The 14,819-nt window shown below is 71.2% G+C and carries 10 protein-coding genes and 1 other RNA gene; 4 read left to right on the forward strand and 7 right to left on the reverse strand.

Annotated features, from left to right (window positions below):
* Nucleotides 1-2: 2 nt before the first annotated feature.
* A complete protein-coding gene (locus QUG93_RS02100) occupies nucleotides 3-1,307 on the forward strand; it encodes an LLM class flavin-dependent oxidoreductase (protein ID WP_289471952.1) in 1,305 nt (434 codons plus the stop codon).
* 100 nt (nucleotides 1,308-1,407) lie between these two features.
* Here QUG93_RS02100 and QUG93_RS02105 read toward each other — a convergent pair whose 3' ends face one another.
* From QUG93_RS02105 to QUG93_RS02135, 7 genes are all read right to left on the reverse strand, one after another.
* Nucleotides 1,408-2,241 (reverse strand): hypothetical protein, encoded by an 834-nt coding sequence (locus tag QUG93_RS02105; RefSeq protein WP_289471953.1) that lies wholly within the window; start codon nucleotides 2,239-2,241, stop codon nucleotides 1,408-1,410.
* A 160-nt stretch (nucleotides 2,242-2,401) separates the two neighbouring features.
* Nucleotides 2,402-2,779: a transfer-messenger RNA gene (gene ssrA, locus QUG93_RS02110) on the reverse strand.
* Nucleotides 2,780-2,898: 119 nt separating this feature from the next.
* Nucleotides 2,899-3,375, reverse strand: coding sequence for an SsrA-binding protein SmpB (gene smpB, locus QUG93_RS02115; protein ID WP_289471954.1), 477 nt, complete (start codon nucleotides 3,373-3,375; stop codon nucleotides 2,899-2,901).
* Nucleotides 3,376-3,490: 115 nt separating this feature from the next.
* Nucleotides 3,491-4,405, reverse strand: a complete 915-nt coding sequence (gene ftsX / locus QUG93_RS02120) for a permease-like cell division protein FtsX (RefSeq protein ID WP_289471955.1) — start codon at nucleotides 4,403-4,405, stop codon at nucleotides 3,491-3,493.
* Nucleotides 4,402-5,160, reverse strand: coding sequence for a cell division ATP-binding protein FtsE (gene ftsE / locus QUG93_RS02125; RefSeq protein ID WP_289471956.1), 759 nt, complete (start codon nucleotides 5,158-5,160; stop codon nucleotides 4,402-4,404). The genes ftsX and ftsE overlap by 4 nt, the downstream gene beginning before the upstream one ends.
* A 72-nt stretch (nucleotides 5,161-5,232) precedes the next feature.
* Entirely contained in the window at nucleotides 5,233-6,342 is a 1,110-nt protein-coding gene (gene prfB, locus QUG93_RS02130) for a peptide chain release factor 2 (RefSeq protein WP_289471957.1), read from the reverse strand.
* 108 nt (nucleotides 6,343-6,450) lie between these two features.
* On the reverse strand, nucleotides 6,451-7,614 hold the full coding sequence (locus tag QUG93_RS02135) for a cysteine desulfurase family protein (protein WP_289471958.1): 1,164 nt from the start codon (nucleotides 7,612-7,614) through the stop codon (nucleotides 6,451-6,453).
* A 61-nt stretch (nucleotides 7,615-7,675) separates the two neighbouring features.
* On the opposite strand from QUG93_RS02135, the gene QUG93_RS02140 reads away from it, so the two are divergent.
* From QUG93_RS02140 to glgB, 3 genes are all read left to right on the forward strand, one after another.
* Nucleotides 7,676-9,733, forward strand: a complete 2,058-nt coding sequence (locus QUG93_RS02140) for a glycogen debranching protein (protein WP_289471959.1) — start codon at nucleotides 7,676-7,678, stop codon at nucleotides 9,731-9,733.
* 149 nt (nucleotides 9,734-9,882) lie between these two features.
* Nucleotides 9,883-11,883 carry an alpha-1,4-glucan--maltose-1-phosphate maltosyltransferase gene (locus tag QUG93_RS02145; RefSeq protein WP_289471960.1) on the forward strand — a complete coding sequence of 667 codons (2,001 nt, stop codon included), beginning with the start codon at nucleotides 9,883-9,885 and terminating at the stop codon, nucleotides 11,881-11,883.
* Nucleotides 11,880-14,504, forward strand: a complete 2,625-nt coding sequence (gene glgB, locus QUG93_RS02150; protein WP_289471961.1) for a 1,4-alpha-glucan branching protein GlgB — start codon at nucleotides 11,880-11,882, stop codon at nucleotides 14,502-14,504. The genes QUG93_RS02145 and glgB overlap by 4 nt, the downstream gene beginning before the upstream one ends.
* The last annotated feature ends 315 nt before the right edge of the window (nucleotides 14,505-14,819 follow it).

A 14,819-nucleotide genomic window follows, 5' to 3' on the forward strand; every position in this document is an offset into this window, starting at 1 on the left:
CGGTGGCCGACCTGCAGCACTTCGGGTACTTCTTCTCGCGGGGCTTCGGTCCCCAGGCGTGGGGCCGCGCCGACTGGGACTGGGGCCACGACTGGACGAAGCCGGACCTGTACCAGCAGTCCGTCCGGGCACTCGAGCAGGCCGGCATGGACCTCGTCATCGCCGAGGACGCGATCTCGCTCGGCAGCCCGGCGACCCTGGACCTGCGCATCCGCCAGGCCTACGGCGGTCCCAAGCACGACCCGCTGCTGCTCGCGCCGTACCTGTTCGCCGCGACCGAGCACATCGGGATCGCCCCCACGGTGAACGCGGGGATCACGCCGCCGTACCTCGCAGCGCGGCAGGCGGCCAGCCTCGCGCACCTGTCCTCGGACCGCTTCGGGCTCAACGTCGTCACCGACACCGGGAGCGCACGGCACGTCGGAGCCGCCCCGCTGCCGCACGACGCCGCCTACGACCGCGCCGAGGAGTGGATCACGCTGCTCCGTCGGCTCTGGCACTCGTGGGGTGACGGCTACGTCGGCGATCCGACGGAATGGCACTTCGCGGACGGCGACGCCCTCGACGCGTTCCACCACGAGGGGGCGTACTTCACCGCGGCCGGGCCGCTCAACGCGCTGCCGCTCGACTCCGATCCCGTCGTCGTCTCCCCCGGCGGGTCGGGGCGCGGCCTCGGGTTCGCCGGCACGCACTCGGACGTGCAACTCGCCCTCGCCCCGCTGACGGCCGATGCGGTGCGCTCGTACCGGTCCCGGGTGCTGACGGCAGCGGCCGACGCCGGGCGGACCCGTGACGACGTCCGTGTGCTGTTCGTGCTCAAGCCCGTCGTGGTGTCCTCGCCCGACGAGGCCGACCGGCTCGTCGCGGCGTCGCGGCACCCGTCCGACGCCGACCTGCGCGCCGCTGCCGTCGCCTGGTCGAGCGACTCCGAGACGGACCTGCTCGCGCTGGACCTCGACGCGCCGGTCCCGGCCGGTACCTTCGGCGACCACGTGTCCGCGGGGACGATCCGCGGCCTCCTCGGCGACACTCCGGACGCGCCCCTGCGCGAACTCCTCACCCGCAAGGCGCGGCTCGGGCGGATCAGCACGCGCGAGGGGTTCGTCGGGACGGCGGAGGAGTTCGCGGACTTCGCCGAGGAGCTCGGCGCCGACGCCGACAACGACGGCTTCATCCTGTCCGGCGACCTGCACCCGGCACAGGTGTACCGGATGACGGGTGAGCTCGTGCCGGCACTCCGCCGCCGAGGGCTGCTCCGTCGGGAGTACGGCGACGGGGGCCTGCGGGCGAACCTGTTCGACTTCTGAGCGCACCCTCTCTTCCGCGAAACGCAACGTCGGCGGTTCCTCGCAGCGCGGTACCGCTGCGAGCAACCGCCGACGTTGCGTCTTGCCGGAGCGGTCGGGTCTACTTCTTCTTGTCCTTCTTCTTGCCCGACTTCTTCTTGCCCGACTTCTTCGCGTCGGACTTCTTCTTGTCGTGCTTCTTCTTGTCGTGCTTCTTCTCGTCGTGCTTCTTCTCGTCGTGCTTCTTCTTGCCCGACTCCTCCGTGCCCGACTCATCGTCGGACTGCCCCGCGTCGGACTGCTCCTCATCGTCCGACTGCTCCTCCGCTCGGGGAGCGCGCACGCCGGAGGGTGCGAGACCCTCGGCGGGCTCGACCACCACGGCGCTCCCGGACTCTGCGAACACCTCGACGGGCTGCTCGTCGACGACGGGTGCCAGCGCGTCCTCGACCCGCTCGACCACCAGCTCGGCGCCGTCCTCGGCGAGCCGCAGCAGCGCCTGCGCCGCACGGACCTTCGTGGTGGTCCTGCGCGCCAGGACGTCCGCGCGCGCTCCCTCGAGGAACGAGCGGAGAGAACGCTCGACGGTGGAGCGCCCCCGCGGAGCGGACCGGTCGAGGCGGTCGAGTTCCCCCGCGATCCCGGCGACGTCGTCCGCGACCTCCTCGTCGCGCACCGATGCCACGAGTGCCGCGACGGCCGCAGCCGCCCGCTCCACCTCGGCGGAGTCCTGGTCGAGCACGACGAGCATCTCGAAGACGTCGCCGTACGACACCGTCTCGAGTCGCACCGGCTCGGCGGTCCGGCCACGCAGCACCAAGCGCTCGTCCGGCGTGGGCAGCCACGCGACCACGGCCGCGACGGTCGCGACGGAGCCGACCATCCGCTCGTACTCCGCCAACCCCAGACGGTCCTGCTCGCGCAGACGGACTCGGATCGCGATCTCCTGCACCACGTGTGGCCTCTCGTTCGGGAACGACACGGGCTGGTCCCGCACCTGACCCGGACAGTAGTCCTCGAGACCCCCGGCAACAGCAAACGCCCCGCCGACGTCCAGGGGACGACGACGGGGCGCTCGGGAGGCTCTTGCGTGACAGCGGTCCGACGTCCGGCGATGGTGGAGATGGGGGGAATCGAACCCCCGTCCATCGCTGCGGTTCGACGTCTTCTACGGGCGTATCCGGATGATGCGTTCTGCTCGGCCCCGTCCTTTGCTACCGGCTTCTAGGACGACGGGCCCAGTCTCAGTGCAAGTCCCGCACGGCCCTGAGGCGCAACCGTGCAGCAAGTCCTCTGGATGACGCCGGAACTCAGGTTAGAAGACGATCACCTGGCCGACGGACTTCATGTGCTGGGCTGCTTACGCAGCGAGAGCGAAGTCAGTGCGCTTGGAATTGGCACTTGTTGTTTTCCACGGATCGTTCACGAGATGACCGTGGGTCCTCGGCCCGCTTCCCGTCGGCACACAGGCAATGTCGAAACCGATCATCCCCGTACGGGCCGGAACGTGCGAGCCGCTGTCACGCTGTTGAGTTGCCAATGCTCCGGAAGGGGAGCAGTGCCCCAGCTTAGCGGGGAGTGCTGGACGATGCCAGCGGCGTTCGCCGACGGCTCACTCCCCCAGACGGTTGCGCGACCGCATGGCACGTTCGGCCTCGCGCTTGTCGGTCTTCTCGCGCAGGGCCTGGCGCTTGTCGAACTCGCGCTTGCCCTTCGCGACCGCGATCTCGACCTTCGCGCGTCCGTCGTGGAAGTAGATCTTCATCGGCACGAGCGTGTAGCCGCCCTGCGCCGTCTTGTGCGAGATCTTGACGATCTGCTGCTTGTGCAGGAGGAGCTTGCGCTTCCGTCGCGGCGCGTGGTTGTTCCACGTCCCCTCGGTGTACTCGGGGATGTGGACCGAGTCGAGCCAGGCCTCACCGGCGTCGATGAAGGCGTACCCGTCGACGAGGGACGCGCGCCCCTCGCGGAGGGACTTCACCTCGGTGCCGGACAGCACCATGCCCGCCTCGTACGTGTCCTCGATCAGGTAGTCGTGGCGCGCGCGACGGTTGGTCGCCACGATCTTCTCGCCGCGTTCCTTCGCCATGGTGACTCCCTTCGTTCCGGGGATGACCCCGGTACTGCGCTGCGCAGCCCTACAGCCTAGTGAACACGACGACCGCGGCGCACCTTCCCGGCGTGCCGCGGTCGTCGTCGACCGGTCAGACCCGCAGGTACCGACGGATCGCGATGAACGCGGACACCCCGGCCAGGAGCACACCGATGACGATCACCGCTGGTACGACGACAGCCGCGTCCCCCATGCCGATGAAGGCCGTGCCGGAGAACCGCTGCGCCAGGTAGTTCCGGACGAAGAACCAGACCACGGCGACGATGGCACCGCCGGCCAGCACCGCCCCGATGGCTGCAGCGATCACGCCCTCGAGCACGAACGGCGTCTGGATGAACCGGTTCGACGCACCCACCAGGCGCATGATGCCGAGCTCCCGCCGACGGCTGAACGCCGACAGTCGGATCGTCGTCGCGATGAGGAGCACTGCGGCCACGAGCATCAGCGACGCGATGCCGATCGCCGTGTACGACGACGCGTTGAGCAGGTTGAAGATCGGCTGCAGGTACCCGCGCTGGTCGACGACGCTCTGCACGCCGGCGACCTTCGACAGGCTCTCGACGAGCACGTCGGCCTGCGAGGGGTTCTTCAGGTTCACCCAGAAGGTCTCGTTGAGGTACTCGGGCTTCACGAACTCCGTGGCGGGCGAGTCCTTGAACTGCTGCTTGAAGCGGGTGAACGCCTGGTCCTGGTCCTCGTAGTACGTCTTCTCGATGTACGGCTTCAGCGTCGACGACTCGAGCTGCGCCTGGACCTGCTCGCGCTGGTCCTCGGTCGCCTTCGCACCCGTGCAGTTGCCCGTGGTGTCGGTGTCGGTGCAGAGGTAGACGGCGACCTGCGCGCGGTCGTACCAGTACCCCTTCATCTGGTTGATCTGCATCTGCAGCAGGATCGCGGTGCCCACGAAGGTCAGCGAGATGAAGGTGACGAGGACGACGGACACGACCATCGACGCGTTGCGACGGAGGCCCGAGCCGACCTCGGACATGACCAGACCGAGCCTCATCGGATGAGCCCCGGGATGGTCTGGATGCCGGTGGTGTTCGAGACACCGCCGCCGCGCTGGATCGGCAGGGCCTGCGTCTGGTACCCGCCGGACTGCTCGTCACGGAGGACCGTGCCGTTCGACAGCTCGATCACCCGGCGCTGCATCTGGTTCACGATGCTGGCGTCGTGCGTCGCCATGAGCACGGTCGTGCCTCCCTGGTTGATGCGCTCGAGGAGCGCCATGATGCCGGCCGAGGTCGTCGGGTCGAGGTTGCCGGTGGGCTCGTCGGCCAGCAGGATCGCCGGCTTGTTGACGACCGCGCGGGCGATCGCGACGCGCTGCTGCTCACCACCGGAGAGCTCGTGCGGCATGCGTGTGGCCTTGCCTGCCAGGCCGACGAGCTTGAGCACGTCGGTGACGGCCTCGCTGATGAACCCCTTGCTCTTGCCGATCACCTGGAGCGAGAACGCGACGTTGTCGAAGACGTTCTTGTTGGGCAGCAGACGGAAGTCCTGGAAGACCACACCCAGGTTGCGGCGGAAGTACGGGACCTTGCGCGACGAGAGCGCGCCGAGGCGCTGCCCGAGCACGTGGATCTGACCCCGCGAGGGCTTCTCCTCCTTGAGCACGAGGCGCAGGAAGCTCGACTTGCCGGAGCCGGACGCGCCGACGAGGAAGACGAACTCACCCTTGAGGATCTCGAGGGAGACGTCGTCGAGCGCAGGACTCGGGTTGCCCGAGTAGACCTTGGTGACCTGGTCGAATTTGATCATGACCGGATCAGGGTAGGTCGGGCCGGCCGGAAGTCAACCGAGGCGCGCGGCTCAGCTCCCCCGCGAGGACGCTCAGGAATCGTCGCCCTGCTTGCGCCACCGGATGCCCGCGTTGATGAAGCCGTCGAGGTCGCCGTCGAAGACCGCCGACGGGTTGTTGACCTCGTACTCGCTCCGGAGGTCCTTCACCATCTGGTACGGCGCGAGGACGTACGAGCGGATCTGGTCGCCCCAGCTCGCCGTGATGTTGCCGGCGAGCTCCTTCTTCTTCGCGTTCTCCTCCTCCTTCTTCAGGAGCAGCAGGCGCGACTGGAGCACGCGCATGGCGGCGGCGCGGTTCTGGATCTGCGACTTCTCGTTCTGCATCGACACGACGGTGCCGGTCGGGATGTGCGTCAGGCGCACGGCGGAGTCGGTCGTGTTGACGGACTGACCGCCGGGGCCGGACGACCGGAAGACGTCGACGCGGATGTCGTTCTCGGGGATGTCGATCGCGGCGGTCTCCGGCATGAGCGGGATCACCTCGACCGCGGCGAAGGACGTCTGGCGCTTGCCCGCGGCGCCGAACGGCGACATGCGGACCAGGCGGTGCGTGCCCGCCTCGACCGAGAGCGTTCCGAAGGCGTGCGGGGCGTCGACCTCGAAGGTGGCCGACTTGATGCCCGCCTCCTCGGCGTAGGACGTGTCCATCACCGTGGTCTTGTAGCCGTGCTGTTCGGCGTAGCGCAGGTACATGCGCAGGAGCATCTCGGCGAAGTCGGCGGCGTCGACCCCACCCGCGCCGGCGCGGATGGTGATGACGGCCGGACGGTCGTCGTACTCGCCGTCGAGGAGCGTCTGCACCTCGAGGTCGCCCATCGTCTTCTGGATCGCCTTGAGCTCGGCGGCCGCTTCGTCCGCGGACTCCTGGTCGTCGCCCTCGTTCGCCATCTCGACCAGGACCTCGAGGTCGTCGATGCGCTGCTCGGTGTCCGTGATCCGGCGGAGCTCGGCCTGCTTGTGGGACAGGGCGCTCGTGACCTCCTGCGCGTGCTCGACGTCGTCCCAGAGGTCCTGGGCTCCCGCCTGCTCGCTGAGGTCGGCGATCTCGCGCTGCAGCCGGTCGACGTCGACCACCGAGCGGATGTTGCCGAAGGTCTCGCGGAGGGCGGACAGCTGCTCGGTGAAGTCAAGTTCGACCATGGTCCACGATCCTACCGGTGCGCACCGCCCGGGAGGCCCGCCCCACCCCACCCTGTGGACCGCCGTCCGGCGGGTGGCCGCTGTGGAGGGACGTGCGGACCGGGTCGATCAGCGTCCGAGCAGCGGCGCCCGCGACGCCATGCCGGCTGCGCCGGCACGGGCGACCGCCTCGGGCAGGGCCGCCAGGAACGCGTCGACGTCCGCCTCGGTCGACGTGTGCCCGAGCGTGATCCGCAGTGCACCCCGCGCCTCGTCCTCGTCCAGGCCCATCGCGAGGAGCACGTGCGACGCCTCCGGGACCCCGGCCTGGCACGCCGAGCCGGTCGACACGGCGACCCCGGCCGCGTCGAGCAGGAACAGGAGCGAGTCGCCCTCGCAGCCCGGGAAGGTGAAGTGCGCGTTGCCGGGCAGCCGGTCGACCGGGTCGCCCATGAGCACCGCAGTGGGCACGGCCTCGCGCACGCCGGCGACCAGGCGGTCGCGCAGCGCCGACGCGTCGTGCAGCCCGGCGTCGGCCGCCACCCCGAAGGCCGCCGCGGCGGGGGCGTCCTGCGTCCCGCTGCGCACCTGCCGCTGCTGACCGCCACCGTGCAGGAGCGGCTCGACGGTGGTCCGTCGACCGAGCACCAGCGCGCCGATCCCGACCGGACCGCCGATCTTGTGCGCGGAGACGCTGAGCGCGTCGAGACCGGAGGCCGCGAAGGACACCGGGACCTGCCCGTAGGCGGCGACCGCGTCGCTGTGCACGGGCACGCCCGCGGCGTGCGCGAGCTCGACGATCCGGGTGACCGGCTGCAGGGTGCCGACCTCGTTGTTTGCCCAGAGGAACGTGACCAGGGCGACGTCCGTGGCGTCGGCGAGCCGTGCCTCCAGGCCGGCGAGGTCCACGCGACCCTGCGCGTCCAGCGGGACCACGTCGACGACCGCGCCCTCGTGGCGCTCGAGCCACTCGACGGTGTCGACGGTGGCGTGGTGCTCCCCCGCGGGCACGACGATGCGGGGTCGGCGCCGGTCCTGCTGGCGCGCCCAGTAGATGCCCTTGATCGCGAGGTTGATGCTCTCGGTGCCGCCGGAGGTGAAGACGACCTCGACCGGTTCGGCGTCGAGCGACCGGGCGACGGCGGCGCGGCCGTCCTCGAGCAGCATCTTCGCCCGCTGCCCGGCGCTGTGGATCGACGACGGGTTGCCGACGGTCGCGAGCGCGTCGGTGAAGGCGGCGAGCGCCTCGGGCCGGACGGGCGTCGTCGCGGCGTGGTCGAGGTAGACCGACATGACTGCACCTCCGTCGTCGAGCGTCCCCAGGATAGCCGCGGGTCCTCGTACCCTGGTCGTCATGCACCGCACCGCGACCGACGAGACCCCCGGCTTCCGCCTCGGCGACGGCACGCCCCGGTTCTCGGTGCGGTCCGCGGCCGCGACCGGAGTGACCCTGGTGGTCGTGCACGACGACGGTTCGACGACCGGGTACCCGCTCGAGCGGGAGCCGGGGACCGATCGGTGGGCCGCCGCGACGCCGGGTGTCCGTGCCGGCGATCGCTACCACCTGCTCGCCGACGGCCCCGAGGGCCCGCGGCACGACTTCGACCCGACGCGGGCCCTGCTCGACCCGGCCGCCCGCGGCATCGTGCCCGTCGACCCCGTCGGCGGGGACGAGGCCGCGCCGCGCTGGACGAGCGTGGTCGTCGACGAGGCGTTCGACTGGGGTGACGTCCGGAAGCCCGACGTCCCGCTCGACCGCGTCGTCGTGTACGAGGCGAACGTCCGCACGCTGACCGCGGCCAACCCTGCGGTGCCCGAGCACCTGCGCGGGACGTACGCCGGCGTCGCGCACCCGAGCACGATCGCGCACCTGCGCCGGATCGGTGTGACCACGCTCGAGCTGCTGCCCGTGCACGCGTTCGACACCGAGGCGTGGTTGCGCGCCGCCGGACGGGAGAACGCCTGGGGCTACAACACGCTCGGCTTCTGCGCGCCGCACGCCGCGTACGCCTCAGCCGAGGCCCGGGCAGCCGGCGCCTCGGCCGTCCTGCGTGAGTTCAAGGGCATGGTGCGGCTGTTGCACGAGGCCGGCATCCAGGTGGTGCTCGACGTCGTCTACAACCACACGGCAGAGGAGGGCCTCGGCGGGCCGACGACGTCGCTCCGCGGGCTCGACGGGGCAGACCGCTACCGGTGGACCGCGGACGGCACGTCCTACTACGACACGACGGGCTGCGGCAACACGCTCGACACCTCGGTCGAGGCGACCGCCGACCTGGTCCTCGACAGCCTCCGCTACTGGGCCCGCGAGGTCCAGGTCGACGGCTTCCGCTTCGACCTGATGGCCGCGCTCGCGCGGGACGAGCGCCACGCGTTCGACCCGGGGCACCCGCTGCTCGAGCGGATCCGCCGGCACCCGGACCTGCAGGACGTGCTGGTCGTCGCCGAGCCCTGGGACGTCGGCCCGGACGGCTGGCGGACCGGTGCGTTCGGCGTCGGCACGAGCGAGTGGAACGACGGGTTCCGGAACACCGTGCGGCAGTTCTGGTTGACCGACATCGCCGAGGAACGCCGGAACGGCACCCCGCACGCGGGCATCGGACGGCTCGCCGACGCCCTGACCGGCTCGCGCAGCACCTTCGGGCAGGACCGCGGACCGCTCGCGAGCATCAACTTCGTCACGGCCCACGACGGCTTCACCCTGCTCGACCTGGTGTCGTACGACCGGAAGCACAACGACGCGAACGGCGAGGACGGCCGCGACGGGTCCGACGACAACCGCTCGTTCAACCACGGGATCGAGGGGGACACGGCCGACCGGGGCGTGCGGGCCTCGCGCGGCCGGTCGATGCGGAACCTCGTGGGGACGCTGCTGCTGTCGGCGGGTGTGCCGATGCTCACCGCAGGCGACGAGCGGAGCCGCACCCAGCACGGCAACAACAACGCCTACGTGGTGTCCGGTGACCTGACGCCGGTCGACTGGAGCGACGACGAGGACGCCGAGGCCATGACCGAGGTCGTCGCCGCGCTCACCCGACTCCGCGCGGCGCACCCCGCACTGCGGCCGACCCGGTTCGGTGCCGAGGGGCGCGAGACGCCCGGGGCGACCCGCATGTCCTGGTACGGGCCGGACGGCCAGCCGATGACGCCGGAGGGCTGGGACCAGCCGATCCACCGCGTGGTGCAGTACTTCGCCGAGTCGACGCCGGAGCACGAGCCGTTCGACCGGGTGCTCGTCGTGGTGCACGGCAGCGGCCGGACGCGGGACCTGACGCTGCCGGTGCGGCAGGACGTGCTCGGGTACCGGCTGGCGTGGTCGAGCGAGAAGCACCGCGACCACGAGCGGCTCCGACCGGGCGGGCAGGTCTTCACGGCCTACGGCCCGGGCATCCACGTCTTCGAGGTCGCGTAGGGCGCACCGCGGGGGGCGACGCGGGTGCGGGTGCGGGGGCGGTCGCCGACGCTCCTCACCGTCCTGCACAGGCCGCTCGGCACGCCCGGCGGTGCACAGGGAACGCGTTCCGGAGAACGCGGACGCGCCAGCCGGGTAGCGTCACCTCCGTGGCCACCGCAGATCGACCCCGCCGACCGAAGATCGGACGCATCCCGATCACCCAGCTCGCGCCGACGACCCCGAACGGGTTCCCGGGCAAGGCGTTCGACGGCGAGGTGATCACGTTCGGCGCGACCGTCTTCCGCGAGGGCCACGGGGTCATCGGCGCCGACCTCGTCCTCGAACGCCCGGACGGTGGCACCCGCACCGTCCCGATGCTCCTCGGTGCGCCGGGCACCGACCGCTACGAGGCGACCGTGCAGGTCGACCACGTCGGCGTCTGGACCTGGCACGTCGAGTCCTTCTCCGACGACTGGGCCACCTGGCTCCACGCCGCGCGCCTGAAGATCGCCGCCGGCGTCGACACCGAGGCGACCCTGCTCGACGGCGCCCTGCTCCTCGACCGCCTGGCGACGGAGACGGACTCGTCGGCGGCCGTCCGCGCTGCCGAGCAGCTGCGCGACACCGACCTCGAGCCGACCGAGCGCCTGGCCGCGGTCGACGACGCGCGGATCACGGGCGAGGTCGAGGACTCCCCGCTGACCTCGCTCCGGACGCACTCCCCCACGCAGCTGCTCGACGTCGAGCGCCAGCGCGCCGGTGTCGGTGCCTGGTACGAGTTCTTCCCCCGCAGCGAAGGGGCGAAGAAGAACCCCGACGGCTCGTGGCGGAGCGGCGACTTCCGCACCGCCGCACGCCGCCTGCCGGCAGTCGCGCGCATGGGCTTCGACGTGGTCTACCTCCCGCCGATCCACCCGATCGGCACGACGGCCCGCAAGGGCCCGAACAACACCCTGACCCCCGGGCCGCACGACCCCGGCAGTCCATGGGCGATCGGCGCGCCGGAAGGCGGGCACGACGCCATCCACCCCGACCTCGGCACCGAGGACGACTTCCGCGACTTCGTCGAGACGGCGAAGAACACGGGGATGGAGGTCGCCCTCGACTTCGCCCTGCAGTGCTCGCCGGACCACCCGTGGGTCGAGCAGCACCCGGAGTGGTTCACGGTCCGCGCCGACGGGTCCATCGCGACGGCCGAGAACCCGCCCAAGCGGTACCAGGACATCTACCCGATCCAGTTCGACACCGACCCCGAGGGCATCGTCGCCGAGGTCCTGCGGGTGCTCCGGCACTGGATCTCCTTCGGGATCCGGATCTTCCGCGTCGACAACCCGCACACCAAGCCGCTGTGGTTCTGGGAGCGCGTCATCCGCGAGGTCCGCGACGAGCACCCGGACACGGTGTTCCTGGCCGAGGCGTTCACGCGTCCGGCGATGATGCGGGCCCTGGCCGAGGCCGGGTTCCAGCAGTCCTACACGTACTTCACGTGGCGGAACACGAAGGAGGAGATCGAGGACTACTTCTCCGAGCTCAGCCACGAGACGAGCGCGTACCTGCGACCGAACCTCTTCGTCAACACACCCGACATCCTCACCGAGTACCTGCAGTTCGGCGGGCGTGCCGGCTACAAGGTACGCGCCGCACTCGCCGCCACCGGCGCCCCGACCTGGGGCATGTACGCCGGGTACGAGCTCTTCGAGGACGTCGCCCGCCCGGGCTCGGAAGAGAACATCGACAACGAGAAGTACGAGTACAAGCCGCGGGACTTCGCCCTGGCCGAGGCCGAGGGCGCGTCGCTCGCGCCCTACGTCACCATGCTCAACCGCTTCCGACAGGCGCACCCCGCGCTCCGTCAGTTGCGGAACCTGCACGTGCACACCGCCGAGGACCCGGCGATCGTCGTGTACTCGAAGCACCTCCCCGGCGCGTTCATCCGCTCGGGCCGTGCCGACACCGTGATCGTCGTCGCGAACGTCGACCCGCACTCCGCCCGCGAGACCACCGTGCACCTGGACCTGGCCGCGCTCGGTCTGCCGACCGAGGGCCTGTTCGACGTCCGCGACGTCGTCACCGGGCAGCGCTGGGTCTGGGGCGCGTCGAACTACGTCCGTCTGGACGCCTTCCAGGAGCCAGTGCACCTGCTCGTCGTGGAAGGACCGCACCGATGACCGACCACGACCCGAAGGGGACCCCGCCGATGGGCTCCGACCGTCCCACCCCCGCCACGCCGTCCCGAGGCCAGGGACCGAGCGTCCCGCCCGTGCCGCCGCCCCCGCCGCCCGTGACCCGGGTGCGCCCGGGTGCAGTCCCCGCGACCGAGGACGCGGGGCCACGGTACGAGCCGCGCGTCTCCGCCCCCGGCGAGGACCTGCCCGGCGCGGCCCCCGCCGCCGCCGAGGCTCCCGACCGAGGCGTGGACGAGTCGGCGACCCTCGCCGGCGCAGCCCGTCCGGAGGCGACGGACGACTCCCCGACCGCCGGGGCTGCGTCCGACGGCGCCGACGCTCCGCTCACCGAGGGCTCGACCCCGGTGACCCCCACTGCCGCCGAGCTCGTCGCCGACGCCACGGCGGGCGGCGCAGCCACCCCGTCCAGCGGAGCGTCCTCGCCCGACGGCCCCCGGCCGGCTCCGGTCGAGGAGTGGCTCCGACAGCAGGTCGCCGAGGGCCGCTGGTCCCAGCCCCACGACGTGCTCGGCCCGCACCCCGTCGACGGCGGCACGAGCGTCCGGGTGGTCCGGCACCTGGCGTCGGCCGTCCGGATCGTCCGACCCGACGGTGACGACGTGGAGCTGACGCACGAGGGCGACGGCTTGTGGGCCGGTGCCACCGCGGGGCAGCTCGGTCGCTACCGGGTCGAGGCCGACTACGACCTCGACGACTCCACCGACGCGGACGACGCGACCTGGACCACCGACGACGCCTACCGTTTCCCGCCGACCATCGGCGAGCTCGACCTGCACCTGTTCGGCGAGGGCCGCGACGAGCAGCTGTGGCAGCACCTCGGCGCACACGTCCGCACCGTCGACGGCGTCGACGGCGTGGCCTTCACCGTGTGGGCGCCGCGCGCGACCGCCGTCCGCGTGATCGGCGACTTCGAGGGCTGGGAGGGCCGCACCACCGCGATGCGCCGCCTGAACGACCTCGGCGTGTGGGAGCTGTTCTGGCCCGGCGCCCTCGTCGGCCAGCGCTACAAGTTCCAGATCCTCACCGACTCCGGCTGGGTCGAGCGGGCCGACCCGTTCGCACGTCGCACCGAGGTCCCGCCGCTGACGGCCTCGGTGATCACCGCGTCCGACCACACCTGGTCGGACGGCGACACCGCCTGGATGGAGCGTCGCGCACGGACCACCACGCACGACGCGCCGATGAGCGTCTACGAGGTGCACCTCGGCTCCTGGCGTCCGGGGTTGTCCTACCGCGAGGTCGCCGACCAGCTCATCGGCCACGTGCAGCACCTCGGCTTCACGCACATCGAGTTCCTGCCGCTCGCCGAGCACCCGTTCGGCGGGTCGTGGGGCTACCAGGTGACGGGCTACTACGCCCCGACCGCGCGCTTCGGCACGCCGGACGACCTGCGCTACCTGATCGACCGGCTGCACTCCGCGGGCATCGGCGTCATCATGGACTGGGTGCCCGGCCACTTCCCCAAGGACGAGTGGGCGCTCGCGAAGTTCGACGGCTACGCCCTGTTCGAGCACCCCGACCCGCGCCGCGGTGAGCAGCTCGACTGGGGCACGTACGTGTTCGACTTCGGGCACCCGCAGGTGCGCAACTTCCTGGTCGCCAACGCACTGTACTGGCTCGAGGAGTTCCACATCGACGGCCTCCGCGTCGACGCCGTGGCCTCGATGCTGTACCTCGACTACTCGCGGACCGAGTGGCTGCCCAACATCCACGGCGGCCGCGAGAACCTCGAGGCGATCTCCTTCCTGCAGGAGACCAACGCCACGGCGTACAAGCGCTACCCCGGCATCGTGATGATCGCCGAGGAGAGCACCTCGTGGCCGGGCGTGACCCAGCCGACGAGCGCCGGTGGCCTCGGCTTCGGTCAGAAGTGGAACATGGGCTGGATGCACGACTCGCTCCAGTACGTCGAGCGCGACCCCGCGTACCGGTCCTACCACCACGACGAGATCACGTTCTCGCTCGTGTACGCGTTCAGCGAGCAGTTCACCCTGCCGATCAGCCACGACGAGGTCGTGCACGGCAAGGGATCGCTGCACGGCAAGATGCCGGGCGACGAGTGGCAGAAGCTCGCCAACGTGCGCGCGTACCTGGCGTTCATGTGGGCACACCCCGGCAAGCAGCTGCTGTTCATGGGCCAGGAGTACGCCCAGCCGTCCGAGTGGTCCGAGGCCCGCGGGCTCGACTGGTGGCTGCTCGACGATCCCGGACACCTCGGTGTGCAGGACCTCGTTGCGTCGCTCAACCGCGTGTACCGCCAGACGCCGGCGCTGTGGAAGCACGACTCGTCTCCCGAGGGCTTCGAGTGGATCGAGGGCGGCGACGCTCCGCACTCGACGCTCGGGTTCCTCCGCAAGGACGGCGACGAGCGGCTCGCGGTGTTCGTGAACTTCTCCGGCGTTCCGGTCGAGCGACGCTTCGGCCTGCCGACCGCGGGCACCTGGGAAGAGGTCCTCAACACCGACGCCGCCGAGTACGGCGGCTCCGGTGTCGGCAACTACGGTGCGGTCACCGCGGACGAGACCCCGTGGGCCGGGCGACCAGCGTCGGCGCACGTGGTGGTGCCGCCGCTCGGCGCGGTCTGGTTGCGCCTGGTCGACTGAGCCGGCCGCGCGCCGGTCGTCACCCCTGACGGACGGGAGGCCCGGTGCCAGCTGGCTCCGGGCCTCCCGTCCGTCTCGTGGTCCGGCTGGGACCCCGTCCGTGGTCCGGCTGCCCCGTTCGCGGAGCGTCTGCGTCGCACCCGTGGTCCGTCCGCCCGGCGGGCGGGCCGCAGCCGGGCGGCCCGCACGACCGCGGGACGGCGACGTCGGCGCGGAACACACCCCCGCCGACGCGAGAGGCCCCCGGATCCGGGGGCCTCTCTCGTCGGCGGGGCTGTCTCGACGACACAGCACCGCCTCGACGAAACAGCACCG

This window comes from Curtobacterium caseinilyticum (assembly GCF_030363035.1).
Taxonomy (GTDB): domain Bacteria; phylum Actinomycetota; class Actinomycetes; order Actinomycetales; family Microbacteriaceae; genus Curtobacterium; species Curtobacterium caseinilyticum.

What these genes read in the sequence shown, in the direction of transcription:
- smpB (WP_289471954.1), bottom strand. Translation starts at nt 3,375, where the DNA reads ATGGCGAAGGAACGCGGCGAGAAGATCGTGGCGACCAACCGTCGCGCG.
- ftsX (WP_289471955.1), bottom strand. Translation starts at nt 4,405, where the DNA reads ATGAGGCTCGGTCTGGTCATGTCCGAGGTCGGCTCGGGCCTCCGTCGC.
- ftsE (WP_289471956.1), bottom strand. Translation starts at nt 5,160, where the DNA reads ATGATCAAATTCGACCAGGTCACCAAGGTCTACTCGGGCAACCCGAGT.
- prfB (WP_289471957.1), bottom strand. Translation starts at nt 6,342, where the DNA reads ATGGTCGAACTTGACTTCACCGAGCAGCTGTCCGCCCTCCGCGAGACC.
- QUG93_RS02135 (WP_289471958.1), bottom strand. Translation starts at nt 7,614, where the DNA reads ATGTCGGTCTACCTCGACCACGCCGCGACGACGCCCGTCCGGCCCGAG.
- QUG93_RS02140 (WP_289471959.1), top strand. Translation starts at nt 7,676, where the DNA reads ATGCACCGCACCGCGACCGACGAGACCCCCGGCTTCCGCCTCGGCGAC.
- glgB (WP_289471961.1), top strand. Translation starts at nt 11,880, where the DNA reads ATGACCGACCACGACCCGAAGGGGACCCCGCCGATGGGCTCCGACCGT.